The 18324-nt window shown below is 41.0% G+C and carries 22 protein-coding genes; 21 read left to right on the forward strand and 1 reads right to left on the reverse strand.

What is annotated here, in order from left to right; translation table 11 throughout:
• Positions 1 to 26 precede the first annotated feature (26 nt).
• The 19 genes from ndk to BLR93_RS00820 all read left to right on the forward strand — a co-directional run bounded on the left by ndk (position 27) and on the right by BLR93_RS00820 (position 15975).
• Positions 27 to 473, forward strand: a complete 447-nt coding sequence (gene ndk / locus BLR93_RS00730) for a nucleoside-diphosphate kinase (RefSeq protein WP_093210364.1) — start codon at positions 27 to 29, stop codon at positions 471 to 473.
• Positions 474 to 634: 161 nt separating this feature from the next.
• Positions 635 to 1405: a CheR family methyltransferase gene (locus BLR93_RS00735; protein WP_093210365.1), complete on the forward strand. Its 771-nt coding sequence runs from the start codon at positions 635 to 637 to the stop codon at positions 1403 to 1405.
• Positions 1406 to 1566: 161 nt separating this feature from the next.
• The gene (gene aroC, locus BLR93_RS00740) at positions 1567 to 2733 is read left to right on the forward strand and encodes a chorismate synthase (RefSeq protein WP_093210366.1); all 1167 of its coding nucleotides are present in this window, start codon (positions 1567 to 1569) and stop codon (positions 2731 to 2733) included.
• Positions 2734 to 3813 (forward strand): 3-dehydroquinate synthase, encoded by a 1080-nt coding sequence (aroB, locus tag BLR93_RS00745; protein ID WP_093210367.1) that lies wholly within the window; start codon positions 2734 to 2736, stop codon positions 3811 to 3813.
• Positions 3810 to 4172, forward strand: coding sequence for a chorismate mutase (gene aroH / locus BLR93_RS00750; protein ID WP_093210368.1), 363 nt, complete (start codon positions 3810 to 3812; stop codon positions 4170 to 4172). Before aroB ends, aroH begins: the two co-directional genes overlap by 4 nt.
• A gap of 15 nt (positions 4173 to 4187) precedes the next feature.
• Positions 4188 to 5294 carry a histidinol-phosphate transaminase gene (gene hisC, locus BLR93_RS00755; RefSeq protein WP_093210369.1) on the forward strand — a complete coding sequence of 369 codons (1107 nt, stop codon included), beginning with the start codon at positions 4188 to 4190 and terminating at the stop codon, positions 5292 to 5294.
• On the forward strand, positions 5291 to 6391 hold the full coding sequence (locus BLR93_RS00760; RefSeq protein WP_093210370.1) for a prephenate dehydrogenase: 1101 nt from the start codon (positions 5291 to 5293) through the stop codon (positions 6389 to 6391). Before hisC ends, BLR93_RS00760 begins: the two co-directional genes overlap by 4 nt.
• Positions 6392 to 6405: 14 nt before the next feature.
• Positions 6406 to 7704 (forward strand): 3-phosphoshikimate 1-carboxyvinyltransferase, encoded by a 1299-nt coding sequence (gene aroA, locus BLR93_RS00765; protein ID WP_093210371.1) that lies wholly within the window; start codon positions 6406 to 6408, stop codon positions 7702 to 7704.
• 51 nt (positions 7705 to 7755) lie between these two features.
• Positions 7756 to 8637 carry a hypothetical protein gene (locus tag BLR93_RS00770; protein WP_093210372.1) on the forward strand — a complete coding sequence of 294 codons (882 nt, stop codon included), beginning with the start codon at positions 7756 to 7758 and terminating at the stop codon, positions 8635 to 8637.
• A 35-nt stretch (positions 8638 to 8672) separates the two neighbouring features.
• The gene (locus BLR93_RS00775; RefSeq protein ID WP_093210373.1) at positions 8673 to 9935 is read left to right on the forward strand and encodes a tetratricopeptide repeat protein; all 1263 of its coding nucleotides are present in this window, start codon (positions 8673 to 8675) and stop codon (positions 9933 to 9935) included.
• Positions 9936 to 9965: 30 nt separating this feature from the next.
• On the forward strand, positions 9966 to 10523 hold the full coding sequence (locus BLR93_RS00780; protein ID WP_093210374.1) for a ReoY family proteolytic degradation factor: 558 nt from the start codon (positions 9966 to 9968) through the stop codon (positions 10521 to 10523).
• A gap of 124 nt (positions 10524 to 10647) precedes the next feature.
• Complete coding sequence (locus tag BLR93_RS00785; protein ID WP_093210375.1) at positions 10648 to 11106, forward strand: DUF2487 family protein; 459 nt, start codon at positions 10648 to 10650, stop codon at positions 11104 to 11106.
• Between the two features lie 25 nt (positions 11107 to 11131).
• Positions 11132 to 11368: a hypothetical protein gene (locus tag BLR93_RS00790; RefSeq protein ID WP_093210376.1), complete on the forward strand. Its 237-nt coding sequence runs from the start codon at positions 11132 to 11134 to the stop codon at positions 11366 to 11368.
• Between the two features lie 307 nt (positions 11369 to 11675).
• A complete protein-coding gene (locus BLR93_RS00795; protein WP_093210377.1) occupies positions 11676 to 12185 on the forward strand; it encodes a QcrA and Rieske domain-containing protein in 510 nt (169 codons plus the stop codon).
• 3 nt (positions 12186 to 12188) lie between these two features.
• Positions 12189 to 12863 (forward strand): menaquinol-cytochrome c reductase cytochrome b subunit, encoded by a 675-nt coding sequence (qcrB, locus tag BLR93_RS00800; RefSeq protein ID WP_026570134.1) that lies wholly within the window; start codon positions 12189 to 12191, stop codon positions 12861 to 12863.
• 31 nt (positions 12864 to 12894) lie between these two features.
• Positions 12895 to 13674, forward strand: coding sequence for a menaquinol-cytochrome c reductase cytochrome b/c subunit (locus tag BLR93_RS00805; RefSeq protein WP_093210378.1), 780 nt, complete (start codon positions 12895 to 12897; stop codon positions 13672 to 13674).
• Positions 13675 to 13786: 112 nt separating this feature from the next.
• Positions 13787 to 14368: a lipoprotein heptaprenylglyceryl N-acetyltransferase LhaT gene (lhaT, locus tag BLR93_RS00810; RefSeq protein WP_093210379.1), complete on the forward strand. Its 582-nt coding sequence runs from the start codon at positions 13787 to 13789 to the stop codon at positions 14366 to 14368.
• Positions 14369 to 14455: 87 nt separating this feature from the next.
• A complete protein-coding gene (locus BLR93_RS00815; protein ID WP_093210380.1) occupies positions 14456 to 15220 on the forward strand; it encodes a sporulation protein YpjB in 765 nt (254 codons plus the stop codon).
• 68 nt (positions 15221 to 15288) lie between these two features.
• Positions 15289 to 15975, forward strand: coding sequence for a zinc metallopeptidase (locus BLR93_RS00820; RefSeq protein ID WP_093210381.1), 687 nt, complete (start codon positions 15289 to 15291; stop codon positions 15973 to 15975).
• Positions 15976 to 16070: 95 nt separating this feature from the next.
• On the opposite strand, the gene BLR93_RS00825 is transcribed toward BLR93_RS00820, so the two are convergent.
• On the reverse strand, positions 16071 to 16946 hold the full coding sequence (locus tag BLR93_RS00825; RefSeq protein WP_175559202.1) for a YitT family protein: 876 nt from the start codon (positions 16944 to 16946) through the stop codon (positions 16071 to 16073).
• 225 nt (positions 16947 to 17171) lie between these two features.
• Between BLR93_RS00825 and BLR93_RS00830 the strand changes: the two genes are divergently transcribed.
• Both BLR93_RS00830 and dapB read left to right on the forward strand, forming a co-directional pair.
• Positions 17172 to 17528, forward strand: a complete 357-nt coding sequence (locus BLR93_RS00830; RefSeq protein WP_093210382.1) for a nucleotide pyrophosphohydrolase — start codon at positions 17172 to 17174, stop codon at positions 17526 to 17528.
• On the forward strand, positions 17521 to 18321 hold the full coding sequence (dapB, locus tag BLR93_RS00835; protein WP_093210383.1) for a 4-hydroxy-tetrahydrodipicolinate reductase: 801 nt from the start codon (positions 17521 to 17523) through the stop codon (positions 18319 to 18321). The genes BLR93_RS00830 and dapB overlap by 8 nt, the downstream gene beginning before the upstream one ends.
• Positions 18322 to 18324: the final 3 nt, after the last annotated feature.

The raw sequence follows: 18324 nt of genomic DNA on the forward strand, positions 1-18324 counted from the left end.
AAAAATATCGCAAAGAGGTGGAAGTAATGGAAAAGACTTTTATTATGGTAAAACCCGATGGTGTACAACGTGATTTAATTGGCCAGATAGTGGAAAGATTTGAGAAAAAAGGATTTCAGTTGAATGCCGCAAAATTAATGCTGATAACGGAAGAGTTAGCAGAGAAACATTACGGGGAACATAAAGGAAAACCTTTTTTTAATGATTTAGTGTCATTTATTACATCCGGACCAGTATTTGCGATGGTTTGGCAGGGAGAAAACGTGATAGCTTCAGCCCGCCAAATGATGGGCAAGACAAATCCTCAGGATGCGTTACCTGGTACGATTAGAGGAGATTTTGGCGTTACAGTCGGAAAGAATATTATCCATGGCTCTGATTCCCCAGAAAGCGCAGACAGAGAAATAGCATTGTTTTTCGAGAAGGAAGAGATTCTATCATACGATAAAGCCAACCAAGGCTGGCTTTACTAATTTTATTCCCCTCATTCTATAATGAATGTGGGGAATTTTTTACAGGAAAAAAGCGTCCGGCAGCGATAATATTTTTTTGAATTAACAAAATTATTATTTACTTATTTGGCTTTATTCATTAGGATTAGTACTAACATGGATTCTGAAAGAGGAGAAATTGAATGACAGACTATCAAGAGTTTATTGCATTGGTTTATAAGAAAACAGGATTGGACTTAAATCTTTACAAGGAAGTACAAATGAAAAGAAGGCTGAATACGTTAAGGGAAAAAAGGGGATATCAGGATTTTGTCGCTTACTATCATGCTTTATCCTCTGATAATATGTTATTAAAGGAATTTCTTGATAGAGTGACGATCAATGTGTCTGAATTTTACCGAAATTATGCAAGGTGGGAAGTACTAGAAAAAAAGATTCTTCCAAATCTATTAAAAAAGAAAAAGAAGTTAAAGATTTGGAGCGCCGCCTGCTCAACCGGCGAAGAACCTTATACTTTGGCGATGATCATGCATCAGTATGTGAATCCCTCTGATATAAATATTGTGGCAACCGATCTTGATGAGTCAGTCATCGAACGGGCGAAAACGGGAATTTATCCTGAGAGGGCTTTAAAGGAAGTTCCTGCACCGGTAAGAAAGAAGTTCTTTAAGCAAGAAGGCCCGTTCTATAAAGTGGAAGATAGCGTAAAGCAATGCGTGACATTTAAAAAACATAACTTATTATCAGATGGATTTGAGTCTAATTTCGATTTAATTGTGTGTAGAAATGTATTGATATATTTTACAGAAACTGCAAAACAAGAAATATATCATAAGTTCAGCAATTCATTAAATAACCAGGGGATATTTTTTGTAGGGAGCACGGAACAAATTTTTCATCCTGATCAGTATGGTTTCGAGGTAATCGATAACTTTTTTTATCAAAAAAAATAGCCAGCAAAGAATAGGCGTTCCTTGTTTAACAGGGAACGCCTTTGAATTTAACAACTATTTTTAAAAAACAGATATGTAAGCGTTTACCTTAATTTAGATGCCCACACAGGCTGGAAGGTATGATATAGTAGTACAAAATTAATGTATATGGAGGTATATTCATGCGCTATTTAACCGCTGGAGAATCACACGGCAAACAATTAACTACAATAGTTGAAGGAATTCCTGCTTTAATGCCTTTAACGAAAGAAAACATTAATGAATCATTACTGCGAAGGCAAAAAGGGCATGGACGAGGAAAAAGAATGCAGATTGAAAAAGACCTCGTAGAACTTGCTGGCGGTGTGCGGCACGGGTATACCCTAGGTTCACCAATCGCTATGGTTATACATAATGATGACTTTAAGCACTGGGAAGATATCATGGGAGAAGATCCATTTCCAGAAGACCAAAAAATAAGAAGGACTGTTACAAGGCCAAGACCGGGCCATGCTGATTTAAATGGTGCCATGAAATATGGCCATAGAGATATAAGAAATGTGCTGGAGCGTTCCTCGGCAAGGGAAACGGCTGCACGTGTTGCAGCTGGAGCTGTCGCCAAAACGCTGCTGGCACAGCTGGATATAAAAATCATTGGATATGTGCGCGAAATTGCCGGCATCATAGCAGAAGAAAATATGGAAATGCCGATACAGGAAAGAATGGAAATATCAGAAGCATCTCCTGTCCGCAGCTTGGATGCTGACGCGGGGCAAAAAATGATGGATGCCATTGACCAGGCAAAAAAAGAGGGCGATTCCATTGGGGGCGTCGTAGAGGTATATATAGAAGGCATGCCTGCAGGGATAGGTTCTTATGTACACTATGATCAAAAGCTAGATGGCAGGATTGCCGGAAGTGTCGCCAGTATCAACGCATTCAAAGGAGTCGAATTTGGCATTGGCTTTGAAGCAGCCCGCAAGAATGGCAGCCAGGTTCACGATGAAATTGCCTGGGATAAGGAAAAAGGATACTACCGAAAGACAAACAGATTAGGTGGATTCGAGGGGGGAATGACTACAGGGATGCCTATTGTCGTCAAAGGAGTCATGAAACCTATCCCAACACTTTATAAGCCCTTGCAAAGTGTGGATATCGAAACAAAAGAGCCTTTTTCCGCAAGTATCGAGCGTTCTGATTCCTGTGCTGTACCTGCAGCGGCTGTAGTAATGGAGCATGTGGTGGCTTTTGAACTGGCTAAGTCGTTATTAGAGCAGTTCCCCCATGATCAATTTCCGAAATTAAAAGAAGCATTAGATAGCTACCGGGAAGAAATAAGGAGCTTTTAAATGGATTCAATTACGATTCATACGAGCACGAACCAATACCAAGTCCATATCGGGCAGAAAATCCGCCACAAGGTTCCAGTGTTTTTAAGTAAGCATTATCCATCCATCCTGATTATTACCGATTCGGTTGTTGCAGATTTATATCTAGAGGATGTTAAACGCTCCTTTTCATCCGAACAGCAAATCTTTACAGCAATTGTTCCGGCTGGAGAAGCTTCTAAAAACAAGGATTGTTTTTTTGATTTAATCACTAAATGCATTGATAGCAGCTTGGATAGACACTCACTGATAATCGCTCTTGGTGGAGGAGTTGTCGGCGATTTGGCTGGGTTTGTTGCTGCATCTTATATGCGGGGGATTGATTATGTTCAAATTCCTACTACTTTGTTGGCCCATGACAGCAGTGTGGGCGGAAAGGTAGCTATTAACCACCCGCAAGGGAAAAACCTTATTGGCAGTTTCTATCCTCCGCAGGCAGTTGTGTATGATGTCGAAACGCTATATACACTACCTGAACAAGAGATCCGGTCAGGTTATGCAGAAATCATTAAACATGGATTGATAAGCGATGAAGTATATTTTGAAGATATCATCCAGAATGGCAGTATAAATAAACTATCTAATTCGATATTAATGGACCATTTGCTTAAAGGGATCGCCGTCAAAGCAGAAATAGTCGAAAAAGACGAAAAGGAAAGCGGACAGAGACAGTATCTAAATCTTGGCCATACTTTAGGCCACGCAATAGAAGCAGAGCTAGGGTATGGAGCTATTACCCATGGTGAGGCTGTAGCGATTGGGTTGTTGTTTGCTATGAAAGTCAGTGAAACAGTATATAGTGAAGATTTTCCTTATCAGCGATTGAAAAATTGGATGAAGAAAAACAACTATCCACTCACGGTTACTGGACTTGATGAACAAGCACTTATCGGCAGGATGAAAAAAGATAAAAAGTCTAAAAACCAAAAGGTACAAATGGTACTGTTAAAAAGCATCGGAAAGCCATGTGTCCACGAAGTAGATGATAGATTACTTATGGAATTGCTTCATAAATTTCTGAGAGAGTTGGTGAATCATTGATCAGAGGTATTCGGGGAGCGACAACAGTATCAACAAATGCATCAGCAGAAATTATAGACAACACCCAGGCGCTGGTTGAGGAAATGGCTGAAGCAAATTCCATCCGGCCGGAAAGTATTGCTACCGTGCTGATTTCTGTAACTGCTGATATTGACGCTGACTTTCCTGCCAAGGCATTGAGAAATATAGAGGGTTGGAAATACGTGCCAGTCATGTGTATGAAAGAAATAGATGTACCAGGTAGTTTGGAAAAGTGTATTCGGGTTATGATGACAGTTAATTGTGAACAAGCACAGCAGGATGTCAAGCATATATATCATCAGGAAGCGGTGAAACTGAGACCTGATTTATTGCGTTGAAAGGAGTTAATAGGGATGTTGGCAAAAGAAGTTTTTAAAGGAATGGCCCCATACAAGCCGGGTAAACAGATAGAGGATGTAAAGGCAGAATTCGGTCTTGATCGAATAGTAAAGCTAGCATCCAATGAGAATCCATTCGGGTTTTCGCCTAAAGTAAAACAAGCTTTGCCGAAACTGATTGAAAATCTCGAAATTTATCCGGATGGATACTCCACAGTACTAAGGGCTGAACTTGCCGCCAAACTTGGCGTTCAAGGCGATCAATTAGTGTTTGGGTGCGGCTCCGACGAGATAGTGGAAATCATTTGCCGTACATTTCTTGATGAAGGAACAAATACGATCATGGCGACCCCTACTTTTCCACAATATAAACATAATGCATTAATAGAAGGAGCCGAAATAAAAGAGGTTCCTCTTATAAATGGTTATCATGACCTGGAAGGAATGTTAAAAGAAATTGACGAGCAGACAAAAATTTTGTGGCTGTGTTCCCCTAACAATCCAACAGGCTCATTGATAAACAAAGAGCAATTCGATTATGTGATGGATCACTGTCCCAACGATGTGCTGGTAGTTGTTGATGAAGCTTATTATGAATATATTGAGACGGAGGATGTCCCTGATACTGTTAAGGAAATAGAGAATTACCCCAATTTATTAGTTTTGAGGACTTTTTCTAAGGCATATGGCCTGGCAGGCTTGAGAATTGGTTACGGGATTGCAAGGGAAGAAATCACTACACTTTTAAATATCACAAGAGGCCCCTTCAATACCACATCAACAGCACAGAAAGCTGCCTTGATTGCATTAAAAGACCAGCAATTTTTAGAAGAATCTTTAGCCAGGAATGTGGAGAATAAACATCAGTTTATGGATTTTTGTACGAAAAATGGCTTGCCTTTTTATGATTCGGAAACGAACTTTTTATTTGTCCAGTTACCTGTGAGCGGAGACCAGATGTTTGAATATTTGTTAACTAAAGGATTTATCGTAAGGTCAGGTGAGGCTCTCGGCCACCCCTTCGGCATTAGAGTAACCATTGGCGCGAGTGAGGATATGAAACAACTGGAATCTCTGATGAGCAGCTACTTAACCGCTATTAAAGAAGGAAAAGCTCAGTGAAGAAAACTGTGGTTATAGCGGGATTGGGTTTGATTGGGGGCTCATTAGCATTAAGCATTAAGCAGACTGGACAGTATTATATCGTTGGATACGATGTGAACAATTCTACGCTTGATTATTGTTTGAAAAACGAAATTATCGATAAGGCTGCGGGAAGTTTTGCAGGTGCAGTGAAAGAAGCTGATTATGTTATATTAGCTGCTCCTGTTTCCAAGACCATAGAACTTATCGAGCAATTAAACGGGATTGAAGTAAATAAACCGATCACGGTCACAGATGTATCATCTGTTAAACAACCGATCATGGAAGCGGCTGGGCGTTTGGATGCTGACTTTATTCACTTTATCGGCGGCCATCCAATGGCCGGTTCCCACAAAAAAGGGATAGAGGCCGCCAAAGAGCACTTGTTTGAAAATGCTATTTATGTACTTACCCCAATGCGGAATTGCTCCACAGGCATTGTGGAAGATTTGAAAGAAGTGTTAAGAGGTACGAAAAGCAAGTTTATGATCCTTGACCCTGCAGCACATGACGAAATGACTAGTGTTATTTCGCATTTTCCGCATTTAATTGCATCTTCCCTGGTCCATCAGGCGAAAAGCTGGCAAAAAACTCACGCTTTTATTCCTAAGCTGGCTGCGGGGGGATTTCGTGATATCACCCGTATCGCTTCGAGTAATCCTGAAATGTGGCAGGATATTTTCTTTCATAACAAAAAAGGAATGGCCCGTCTGCTCGATGATTGGATAACGGAAATGAGTACTTTAAAAAGTCTGTTGGAAACAGGGGACAAGGCATCGATGTTCCAGTACCTGGAGCAAGCCAAGGAATACCGGGACGGATTAGGGCCAAAAAGCAAGGGGGCTATTCCCTCTTTTTACGATTTATACGTGGATATTCGTGATCAACCCGGAGCTTTGTTAAAAGTAATAGAATTACTTGCTGGAGAACAAATAAGCATTAATAATATAGAAATTTTGGAAATAAGAGAAGGTATAACCGGTGCCTTAAGGGTAAGTTTTCAAGACAAGCAAGCCCAACAGGCTAGTGAGCGGATTTTATTCAGAAATGGCTATGAAACCACAATACAAGAATAAAGGGGACAAGGCAGATGTCGAAGAAAGTATTGGAGCCGTTAAAATCTTCGTTATCGGGAGAATTGACGGTGCCCGGGGATAAATCAATTTCTCATCGGGCAGTTATTTTCGGTTCACTGGCAGAAGGAACCACAGAGATCACCCATTTTTTAGATGGGGAAGATTGTATGCGGACGATCGATGCTTTTCGGGCTATGGGCGTAGAAATCGAAAAGGATAACCAAAAAATTGTGGTTCACGGACAAGGTATTAGTTCTCTTGCGGAACCTGAACAACCAATAAACCTGGGGAATTCAGGAACGACTGCCAGACTGTTATTGGGGGTTCTTTCAGGCCTCCCTCATCATTTTGTCGTTTACGGGGATGAATCTTTATCAAGACGCCCGATGGATAGAGTCTCCATTCCTTTGCGGAAAATGGGCGCAGAAATAGACGGACGCGAAAATGGGCGTTTGCTGCCGTTGGCAGTCAGGGGTGGGAGTTTACAGAATATTGCCTATGAGACCCCTGTTAAAAGTGCTCAAGTAAAATCAGCTGTTCTGCTGGCGGGACTGCTTGCAGAAGGAACAACGACGGTTACCGAAAAAACGACCACAAGGGATCATACGGAGACAATGCTCAGAGGATTCGGCGGGGAAATTACTAAACAAGGGGATGTAATCTCCATTACCGGCCGTCAATCCTTGAAAGCAGCGAAAGTGGAGGTTCCAGGTGATATTTCTTCGGCAGCTTTTTTCCTGGCAGCAGGAACGCTGGTACCAGGAAGTAAACTGATTCTTAAAAAAGTCGGGTTAAACCCGACTCGTACCGGGATGCTTGATGTACTAACAGACATGGGAGCAAGGCTGGACATAATCAATCAGCGTACAGTCGGTGGGGAAGCTATTGGTGATATCCTCGTGGAATATTCCTCCTTGAAAGGAACGACGATAGAAGGAGAGATAATTCCCCGTCTCATTGACGAACTGCCGATTGTTGCATTATTGGCAAGCCGAGCGGAAGGCGAAACAATCATCCGTGATGCCGAGGAACTCCGGTATAAGGAAACGGACCGAATAGCTGCTGTTGTAGACACACTTGCCAGCTTAGGTGCTGATATATCTGCAACAGAGGATGGCATGGTCATAAATGGTGGAAGTTCTCTCAGGGGAGCTGTAGTTGACTCGTATGGAGACCATAGAATCGGAATGATGATTGCCATTGCTTCGCTAATCGCTAGCGGACAAGTAGTTCTTACCAACCATTCTTGCATAGGGATTTCTTATCCTGATTTTTTCGCAGACCTGCAAAAAATCTCGACAAATCTATCATAGATTAATCAAAACCTTCATAGCTTGTACAAATCCATAAGGAGGAGTACGGCTATGGGGGTTTATTATTTTTATAGTGAATTCTTTTTTGACGAAAATTCCTGGAATACACAAAGTGTAAGTGTCGAAAATGAGAAGTTCGCCCGCGAGCTTTGCGGTAAAGGGAATGCAATGGAACTGAATACAGACCATTTTTGGGTTGGCCCTGGCAAGGTTTATTTAGATTATGAGGAACCCGTTTATTACCAGACTTCCCCGGAAAACACCATAAAAAAATTCATTTATCGCGGATGTACCCTGCTGCTTTGCCAGATGCCGGTTTTGAGCCATACAAATTACAAAGAAAAATTTAACCAGTTCAAGAAGCAATTATCGGGGATGGCGATTGACTATATGATTGTTCCTAGACTTCCGGTATCTATCCTTAAGCCAGACCTTGTCAGGTATTTTGGAAGAAAAAGACTTCCATTTATTCTTTTGGATGCCAATAATGAACAAGAGCTTAAAGAAGTTAAATGGGAGTGGATCCAACAAGCCCAGGGATTAACACAAATACCGCTTTTATTAGTTACCGAAGTGCAAACCAAGAATGAAAATAAAAAAATTGCCGGTACATGGGAGTCTATCGTTGAAACTTATGGAATTTTCACTATTATAGAAAGCTCTTTAGCCGTTCCCCTTTCAAAAAATATGCTTAAAATGACAGGAATATCTCCCTATAAAGGCGAAATATTAGCACAGGCAAGTGCTGATTATAATCTTTATTTGCAGCATAAAGTCCAATCCATTGATGAACAGCCTGAATTCAGATATCATAAAGCTATTCCGGAGGTTACAGTTGCCAAAGGAAGAGTTATTAAAGTAAACCATATCATACAGTGCCTGGAAGGGAGTGGATCTTATACACATGTTTCCATCCCCAGGCATTTCATATAATCGGGTTTAGAGCTGTTTAGAAAGGATGACTGAGATTGGAAGAAATACATGAAGCGATCAAACTAATGGAGCAGAATAAAACGGAGGAAGCGATAAATAAACTTGAAACTTATCTTCCTGTGGCCAATGAAGAAGATAGGTATACAATTGGTGAGCTGTATATGCAGTGGGGAATGCTGGAGGAAGCGAAATTTATTTTTCAGGCACTTTCTGAGCAATACCCCAAAGAATCCGAATTAAAGATTATGCTTGCTGAGATCCATATAGACCTGCAAGAGGATGAAGAAGCGATAGAAGTATTAAATCGTTTTACATCCGAGGATGAAGAATACATGGAAGCACTTGTCCAATTAGCAGACCTTTATCAGGCACAAGGGCTATTCGAGGTATCTGAGCAAAAGCTGCTGGAAGCGAAAAATTTTGACCCGACAGAGCCGGTGATTGATTTCGCGTTGGGAGAGTTGGCTTTTTCCACTGGCGAATACCAAAAGTCTATTCCTTATTATGAAAAAGTTTATGAAGTGCAGGGCTTAATCGGAGACATTGAAGTTGCAGCAAGGCTGGCTGAAGCATATGCAGCCACAGGCGAGTTTGAAAAAGCCATCGAGTTCTATCAATCAACCGAAAGCGAGAATCCTGATAATCTATTTAAATACGGATTTACAGCTTATAGGGCCCAGCGCATGGATATAGCTGTCAAAGTCTGGGAACAGTTAATCGAAAATGACCCATACTATCAGTCGGTATATTTATATCTTGCCCAGACCTATGAAGCAGAAGGCATGATAGAAGAGGCTTACCAGACAGCACAGAAAGGTTTAAAAACGGACGAATTCAATAAGGAACTTTACCATTTAGCCGGTGTGCTTGCCTATAAACTTGGAAATAACGAAGAAAGTTATAAGTTAGTCAGGGAAGCCGTCGCAATAGATCCCGGCTTTAAAGAAGCTGTCTTATTTTTAATTGAAAGCTATAAAGGGAATCAGGATTATGAGGCAATTGCTGAATTATTGTCTTCGATAATGGAGAATGGGGAAGAAGATGCCAATTACCATTGGGAGCTTGCCAAAGCATACCGTGAGATAGAATCCTATCAAGATGCATTAATTCAATACCAGGCGGCATATACTAACTTCAAAGAAGACTCAGACTTCTTAAAAGAGTATGGTTATTTTCTTGTAGAAGAAGGGAGGACACAGGAGGCGAAGGAAGTATTTGCGAAATATCTGGTCATCGAACCGAGTGATCATGAAATTGAAGAGTATCTCAGTCGTTTGTCCGAAACAGAAGAAATGTAACTCTCTTTGATGAAGGAGGGAGCGAATAATTTGAACACACCAATTTCTATTAAAGATAAAAAAGAATTCATCCGCTGGTTTCTTCGTAATTATCAATTAAAAAGAAGAGAAAGCGTATGGATTTTAAATTATTTAATTAATCATGAGAAATTGTTAGAAAGGGTTCATTTTATAAGGGAAGCCCGTTTTTGCCCGAGGGGAATAGTAATATCAACTTTTTGTTCAGACGAAGCTCCTTTTCGCTTTTATAAAAATCATATTGTCACGACAGATGCCGAAAAATCGTTCCATGATATTAGGTTGAACCGGAAAGATCCGGTCTATATCCAATTGAATTTTAAAAACGCCAATCAATCAGCACCATATGTAGCTGTATTGGAGGATAACCCTTACCTTCCGGACGATTACTTTATCACCAAAAAAGATCGCTTGGCAGCCAAAAATTTATTAGAAACATCTATTTATCACACCCAAAAAGAAAGACTTCAATTTGAAATCGACAGGGCCCTTGACGAGCGGGACCAGAAAAGATTCGATCAGCTGTTGCAAGAGTTGAAGCAACTGCAAAATGAATATTCGAATTTATAATTGATAGTCTTCAGGATATTATATAGATAAAGATAGGACGGATTTCATTTAATTAGATGAAATTCGTCCCTTTTTATGATAATTTTAGTAAAGTGACAAAGAATAGGAAAGGTGATAGCTGAAAATGCAATGGAATAAGCAAGACTTGGGTCAATATTTAACTGCAGAGGAATACATCGATACATTATTAATCCCCCTGGTACCTATTTCGCTTGCAACCGGAGAAGATATGGTGAAGGGCGCCGGACAGATGGAAACAACTAATATCTTTGTAAAAGAGATGGAGAAACAATACAAGGGTCGGATTTTCCTGCTGCCAATCTACAGCTATCTTAGCTCCCCGGACTTAGAAGCGGAAGCTGTCAGGCTCAATAAATGGGTGGAAAATGCCTGTCAGCGGCCATTCAGGCATGTCTTTTTTTTCACCTTTGACCATCAATGGAAAAAGCAGGAACGTTTACTAAGTGGGAATCTTTTATGGCTTCCTTCCATTAAGGCCGACGATATTCAATCCAAGGAAACGAAAGCGGTTGTCAACGACCAAGTCAGCCAACTCACCGAACTAATCAAATCCTATTGGTAGAGTCAAAAGCGGAAGCGACCGGTCTGTGCCAAATTGGCTGGACGGTACCGAAGGAGATAAAGGAAACACGCACGAAGTAGCGATGTTGACTTATCGTACGGAGGTAAAGGAAGCCGATAGGCACAGGGAGCTGCAGCTAGCCGAGTCAAAAGCGGAAGCAACCGGTCTGTGCCAAATAGGCTGGACGGTACCGAAGGAGATTATTAAAACTAGCTTATCGCTTGTGCTAAAAGCGAGAAGTGTAGTTTTGATTATACTTTGATCCATTTATAAAATCGCTTTGGCAAAGTAAAAAGGAAACACGCACGAAGTAGCGATGTTGACTTATCGTACGGAGGAAAAGGAAGCCAGAAAGGCACAGGGAGCTGCAGCTGGACGAAATCGAAGTGCCGGGAATACTGATAAACAATTACTAAAACGGTCTATAGAGCTGGTTAGCTAAGCTGCAAGAAACTTTGCTGACCAGCTGATAATTTATTGACCGGACAAACAGTTTGCGCTATCATGGTAATGTCCTAGTAAACTTATAATTATCATGTGTTGGATTTTAGCATAGAGGGGGGTAAACCATGAGTGAAAAGAGACAACAAGTATCCCGTCGCCAGTTTTTAAACTATACACTTACCGGTGTAGGTGGATTCATGGCTGCCGGAATGCTTGCACCGATGGTACGTTTTGCCATTGATCCTGCACTGCAGGCTTCTACTGCAGGCGAATTTAAAGCAGTGGAAGAAGTGGACAACATCACGGAAGAGCCAACGAGAATCGATTGGGAGATTGAACAGGTTGATGCCTGGTATGAATCTACTGTAACGAAAACAGCGTGGGTGTACAAAGATGAAAATGGGGATATTGTTGCATTATCGCCAATTTGTAAGCACCTTGGCTGTATGGTTACTTGGGCCGGCAGTGACGAATATCCAGATCAATTCTACTGCCCTTGTCATGATGGACGCTATTACAAGGACGGGGAAAACGTCCCTAATACACCACCGGCAGAAGGCCTGGATTTCTACGAATATAAAATTGAAGATGGCACCTTATTGCTTGGGCCTACAAAACCAAGAGGGGAGGCGTAATAAATGTTGCAAAAACTTTATGACTGGGTCGACGAGCGTGTTGACATTACGCCTTTATGGCGGGACATCGCCGACCACGAGGTACCAGAGCACGTAAACCCAGCCCATCACTTTTCGGCCTTTGTTTACTGTTTTGGCGGATTGACATTCTTTGTAACGGTCATTCAAATTCTATCTGGAATGTTTTTGACCATGTATTATGTTCCGGATATTGAAAATGCATGGAGATCTGTTTATTATTTGCAAACAGAAGTGGCACATGGACAAATTGTAAGAGGCATGCACCACTGGGGAGCCAGTGTTGTTATTGTCATGTTGTTCCTACATACTTTACGTGTCTTTTTCCAGGGAGCTTATAAAAAGCCGAGAGAACTTAACTGGATGGTAGGGGTGCTTTTATTCTTTATCATGCTTGGATTAGGTCTGACAGGCTATTTGCTTCCTTGGGATAACAAAGCTTACTTTGCTACCCAGGTTACCTTGGAAATAGCAGAAAAGGTACCATTTATTGGAGAAGCAACTAAAACATTATTGGCCGGAGACCCGAACATCGTCGGGGCACAAACATTGACTAGATTCTTTGCTATTCATGTATTTTTCCTGCCGGCTGCGCTATTCGCATTAATGGCTGTCCACTTTATCTTAATTAGAAAACAAGGTATTTCCGGACCGCTTTAAGTTATTGACATCGTAAAAAGGAGGGAAAGCTGTGCATAAAGGGAAAGGGATGAAATTTGTCGGTGATTCCCGAATTACCGCTGAACGCAAACCTAATATACCAAAAGATTATTCGGAATATCCTGGAAAAACAGAAGCGTTTTGGCCAAACTTCCTTTTAAAAGAATGGTTGGTTGGAGCTGTTTTCTTAGTAGGTTTTTTATGCTTGACCGCGGCACATCCAGCGCCTTTGGAAGGAATTGCTGATCCAACTACTGCAGGGTATATACCTTTGCCAGACTGGTATTTCTTATTTTTATATCAATTCTTGAAATATGAATTTGCAAGTGGACCTTATTTTGTCATTGGGGCAATTGTTGCACCCGGATTGGCATTTGGCGGCCTTTTACTTGCTCCATTTCTGGACAACAGGCCTGGAAGGAAAGTTTCCCAGCGCCCTATAGCAGTTTCATTAATGATTCTTGGTATTGCAAGCGTGTTTTGGCTTACGTACGAATCTGCAGCACATGTAGACTGGGAAACGAGAGCAGAACAGAATACACCTGAAATGCCAGTAGAAGTGGAAATTGATGAAAGTCATCCTGGATATGAAGTCTATCAGAACAACAGTTGTATCCAATGTCATGGCGAAAGCCTGGAAGGCGGAGCTGCTGCTCCTGCTTTAACTAATATTGACCTCTCAGTAGACGAAATCAAAGATATTGCTGTGAACGGTATTGGAGACATGCCGCCTGGACAGTTTGAAGGCTCGGATGAAGAATTACAGCAATTAGCTGAATTTATTGTACAAGTCAATGAAAGCGGAGATTAAGCATTCTTCATGAAACTGAATCAACTGGTATAAACCCCCGCCTGCTACCTTGGCGGGGGTTTTCTGCTATTCTGATTTGCTTTAAATTCCAAGTGAAAGGGATTATACAAAAATGTATCAGTATATCTTAATGAATAACACATTTTTATGGCTGCTTTTAATAGTGAACAGCCTAGGGACTGTGTATGGGTACATGTGGTATGGCAGCCAGTTATCTGTCACTCCAGCCATTTTTCTCCCGTTTGTACCCGATAGTCCTACAGCAAGTTTGTTTTTTTGTTTCGTTTTAGCATTTTTTTTGATTGGGAAAAATTCGCCCTATATTGAGGCATTAGCGGTGACTACCCTATTTAAGTATGGCATTTGGGCAGTGGTTATGAATTTGCTTACATTATTTGTGGAAGGGGAGATAGGCTGGCAGGGGTATATGTTAATGGTCTCTCACGGAGCAATGGCGCTGCAAGGGTTGCTATACGCTCCATTTTACCGTATGAAATTAAGGCATATTTGTTTTGCTGCGATATGGACTTTACATAATGATATTATCGATTATGTGTTTGGCATGATGCCTGTTTATTCTTCATTGTCTGATTACATGAATGCAATTGGCTATTTTACTTTTTGGTTGAGCATTTTATCGATTGCCATTGCTTATTATATAAGTGAAAAAAGAATGAGCCTTACCAAGGTTTGAATCTAACAAGAGAATTTTTGTTTTGCTGGTCTAAACTTGTCCTGCCTTTCATACATTTGAAAGGAAAAGGTAGGAGAGGGGATCTCTATGAAAAGGACAAGTTATTTTATATTATTATTGATAATCATATTGCAAATAGGGGGTCTTTTCTCCAGCAGTTATGCAAATGCCCATCATCAGGATATCCACTCCTCCATCTACCAGTACATGCGCCTTATTCAGGAGGATAAACATACAGAGGCAGAGTTGTTGATTAATCAGCATAAGCTGGAGTTGTATGAGTATGCCGAAAAGCATGCTTCTGAAAAAGATCTCCCGGCTATCATGTCAGTTATTACTAAGAATGTGGACACCATTGCGGCAAATAATGCTGATAAGCGTGAAAAATACATTCAGGCTATGTCGATGCTGCTCGTTTTTGACGCCTTGAAAAGCGAAGAGGCCCCTTTGTGGTTACAATGGAAACAGGAATTTCAAAAAGAATTAAAGGCTTTAATGGCCGAAGAGATACTGACAGATCAATCCGTAGAGAAACTTGCCGCCAGCTGGGACATTATCGAACCGGCTTTGCAAATCATGGCCAGCAGTGATGATTACCAGGCGGCAAAAGACGAGTATCAACACTTCATGTCGTTATCCTCCAGTACGGTTTGGAAGCAGCAATTAGCGGCTGTTGACGCTCAATTGAATCTCATAGATATCAAAAACGATGAGAAACTAAAACGTAATCTAACATTGATTTTTATGCTGGTAGCAGTCGGTGGGTTTATTACTATCACCTTGTCGTACGTTGCTTGGAAAAAGTACAAAGGGGAAAAAAGCAACGACGGAAACAAGAGTGAAAACAATTGACTTTTTGATCATCTTTGACTAAAATTGACCTTAGCAAGCAATTGATTTTCAACAATGGAGGAATGAGCATGTTTGCATCACTAGGCGGTTATTTGATATATATAGCACTTTTGATGATTATTCCGCTTTGGGCACAATCCAAAGTGAAAAGCACTTACAAAAAATACTCAAAAGTTGCTACGTCATCCTATATGACTGGTGCCCAAGTGGCTCGGAAAATATTAGATGACAATGGCTTATTTGATGTTCAAATCGAAGAGACAAAAGGTAAATTATCTGATCATTATGATCCGAGAAAAAAGGTTGTACGACTTTCCAGTGATAATTTTCATGGCCACTCAATGGCAGCTTCAGCTATCGCTGCCCATGAAGTAGGACATGCAATACAGGATGCGGAAGCTTATGCATTTCTTCGTTTTAGGCATTCGTTATTTCCGTTAGCTAATTTGGGTTCAAACTTATCGTTTATATTAATTATTGGCGGTGCTCTTATGGGCTTGATGAACTTAGTGTTAGCCGGAATTGTGTTCATGTCATTTGCCGTTCTGTTCCAGCTCGTAACGCTGCCAGTCGAATTCAATGCTTCAAGCAGAGCAATGGGACAGCTGGTATCGAGCGGAGTCATCCGCAATAACGAAGAACGCCAAACGAAAAAAGTACTAAACGCTGCTGCGTTAACATATGTAGCTGCTGCTATGGTGGCAGTAGCGGAATTAATCCGTTTTGTCTTAATGTTCTTTGTTTCGGAAGATTAATAAATGCAGGGCTGGCCAATCTTATTGAGCCGCCCTGCATTTTTATTTGTATTTATTTTTTAAATAGCTGACTTATCAGTATTATCTATTTCGAGTCAATCTTCTATCGGTTTTTTGTTCTCATCCAGGGTGAATCCTTCCCCTAGGACATCATGTACCGAGGTGACAGCCACAAAAGCATGAGGGTCGGCACTGTCAATAATATTTTGCAGCCGTACGATTTCGTTCCTGCCTACGACACAGTATAATACTTCTTTGTTTTCACCTGTATACCTTCCCTTGCCTTGTAACACTGTAACACCTCTGTCCATCTGTTTCATGATTTCCTCTGAAACTTCGTGGCTGTGGTTGGAGATGATCATGGCCCCACGGGCAGCATAAGCACCTTCCTGAATAAAATCAATTACCCGGGCTGCCACATAAACGGCTACTAAGGTGTACATTCCTTCCACCAATTCGAGGTATGCGATAATCGAAGTAGTGATTACCACGGCGTCAAATAAGAACATTGTTTTTCCCATACTCCATCCTGCATACTTGTTGACTATTCTTGCGATGATATCCACTCCGCCGGTAGTTCCTCCATAACGGAAAATGATACCAAGACCAATCCCGATGGAAACCCCGGCAAATAAAGCAACAAGCGTCATGTCAGACTGGAGGTGCAAATAAAATTGGTTAGCTTGAAAGATGCTTAAAAACAGCGAGACGGCAAACGTTCCTATAACTGTATAAATAAAAGTATTACGGCTTAAAAATTTCCAGCCAACGATAAAAGCCGGAACATTCAATACGATATTCATTATGGCGGGATCCCAGCCCCATAAAAAATAAAAAAGTAATGTTATTCCTGTAAAACCACCTTCGCCAAGTTCGTTTTGCATATTAAAATGTACGATGCCGAAAGAAAATATTGCAGATCCTAGTAAAATAAATAAAGTGTTTTTTATCTTCAAACCAAATATACTCATTTCATCACCTCTCGTTTAGAATTTCCCTAATCATTATAGACAATCCCTGCTCAGGGAACAATGGATATCCTTCTTATGAATAAATAATTTGTCAAAACCTATCCTTTTAGCTAACATGTTAAGTAATAATGGAAAAGGCGTACTAGTTTCAAACCAGCCAGGGTAATTCCTTGTAAGCAGTGAAACGCACTAGCCCGGCTGTCGTTAAGAAAAGGAGAATAGCAAATGAGTGTCGAAAAAACTTATCATACCGAACAAATGCAAAAAAGGGTAGATGAATACATATCACAATTCAAAGAAGGCTATTTTTCTCCTTTGAGTATGTTAGCTAGATTATCCGAAGAAGTAGGAGAAATGGCTAGAGAAGTGAACCACTTTTACGGAGAAAAACCGAAAAAGAACGATGAGAAAGAGAACACGATTGAGGACGAATTCGGAGACTTATTATTTGTTATGGTAAGCTTTGCCAATTCGTTGGGAATTGACATTTCTGAAGCGTTTGATCGCTCCATGAGCAAAATAGAATCTAGAGATAAAGACCGATGGACCAGAAAAGATGGAGAGGGAGATAATCATGAATAATGTACGAGTCATCGTAGCCGGCCCCCGTGGCAAAATGGGCAGTGAAGCTTTGCGGATGATAGAAAAAGAGGAAGGCTTGGAATTGGCAGCCTGTATTGACCGGAAGCATAACGGAGAGCAGGTAAAGGATTTAAAGGGCTTGCCTGCTTTTGATGCTTTCATTTATGAAGATATAGAAGAGTGTTTCCAAGCGGTTGAGGCAGATATACTAGTCGATTTAACCACACCGGCATTTGGCTATAAACATACGAAAACAGCACTGGAATATGGAATACGTCCAGTAGTCGGTACAACTGGCTTTACAACAGCACAGTTGGAAGAACTTACTGATTTAGCTGAAGAGAAAGAGTTAGGAGTAGTCATCGCACCTAACTTTGCATTGGGAGCAGTGCTGATGATGCAGTTTTCTAAGTGGGCAGCAAAATATTTCCCCGATGTGGAAATCATTGAAAGGCATCATGATAATAAGTTGGATGCTCCCTCCGGAACTGCTGTGAAAACGGCGCAATTGATCCAGGAAGCAAGAGAAAGCAAACAACAGGGGCATCCTCAGGAGAAAGAAACAATTGAAGGAGCCAGAGGTGCTGATATAGATGGCATGAAAATCCACAGCGTCAGACTCCCCGGTTTAGTTGCTCACCAGGAGGTCGTGTTTGGATCTTCCGGACAAAATTTAACTATCAAGCATGACTCGTTTCACAGGGAGTCATTCATGTCGGGAGTTAAACTGGCAATAGATCATGTACAAAAGCTCGACGTATTGGTTTATGGCCTTGAAAATTTACTAGATTGAGGG

The organism is Sediminibacillus albus, assembly GCF_900101125.1.
In the GTDB taxonomy this organism is placed as follows: domain Bacteria; phylum Bacillota; class Bacilli; order Bacillales; family Amphibacillaceae; genus Sediminibacillus; species Sediminibacillus albus.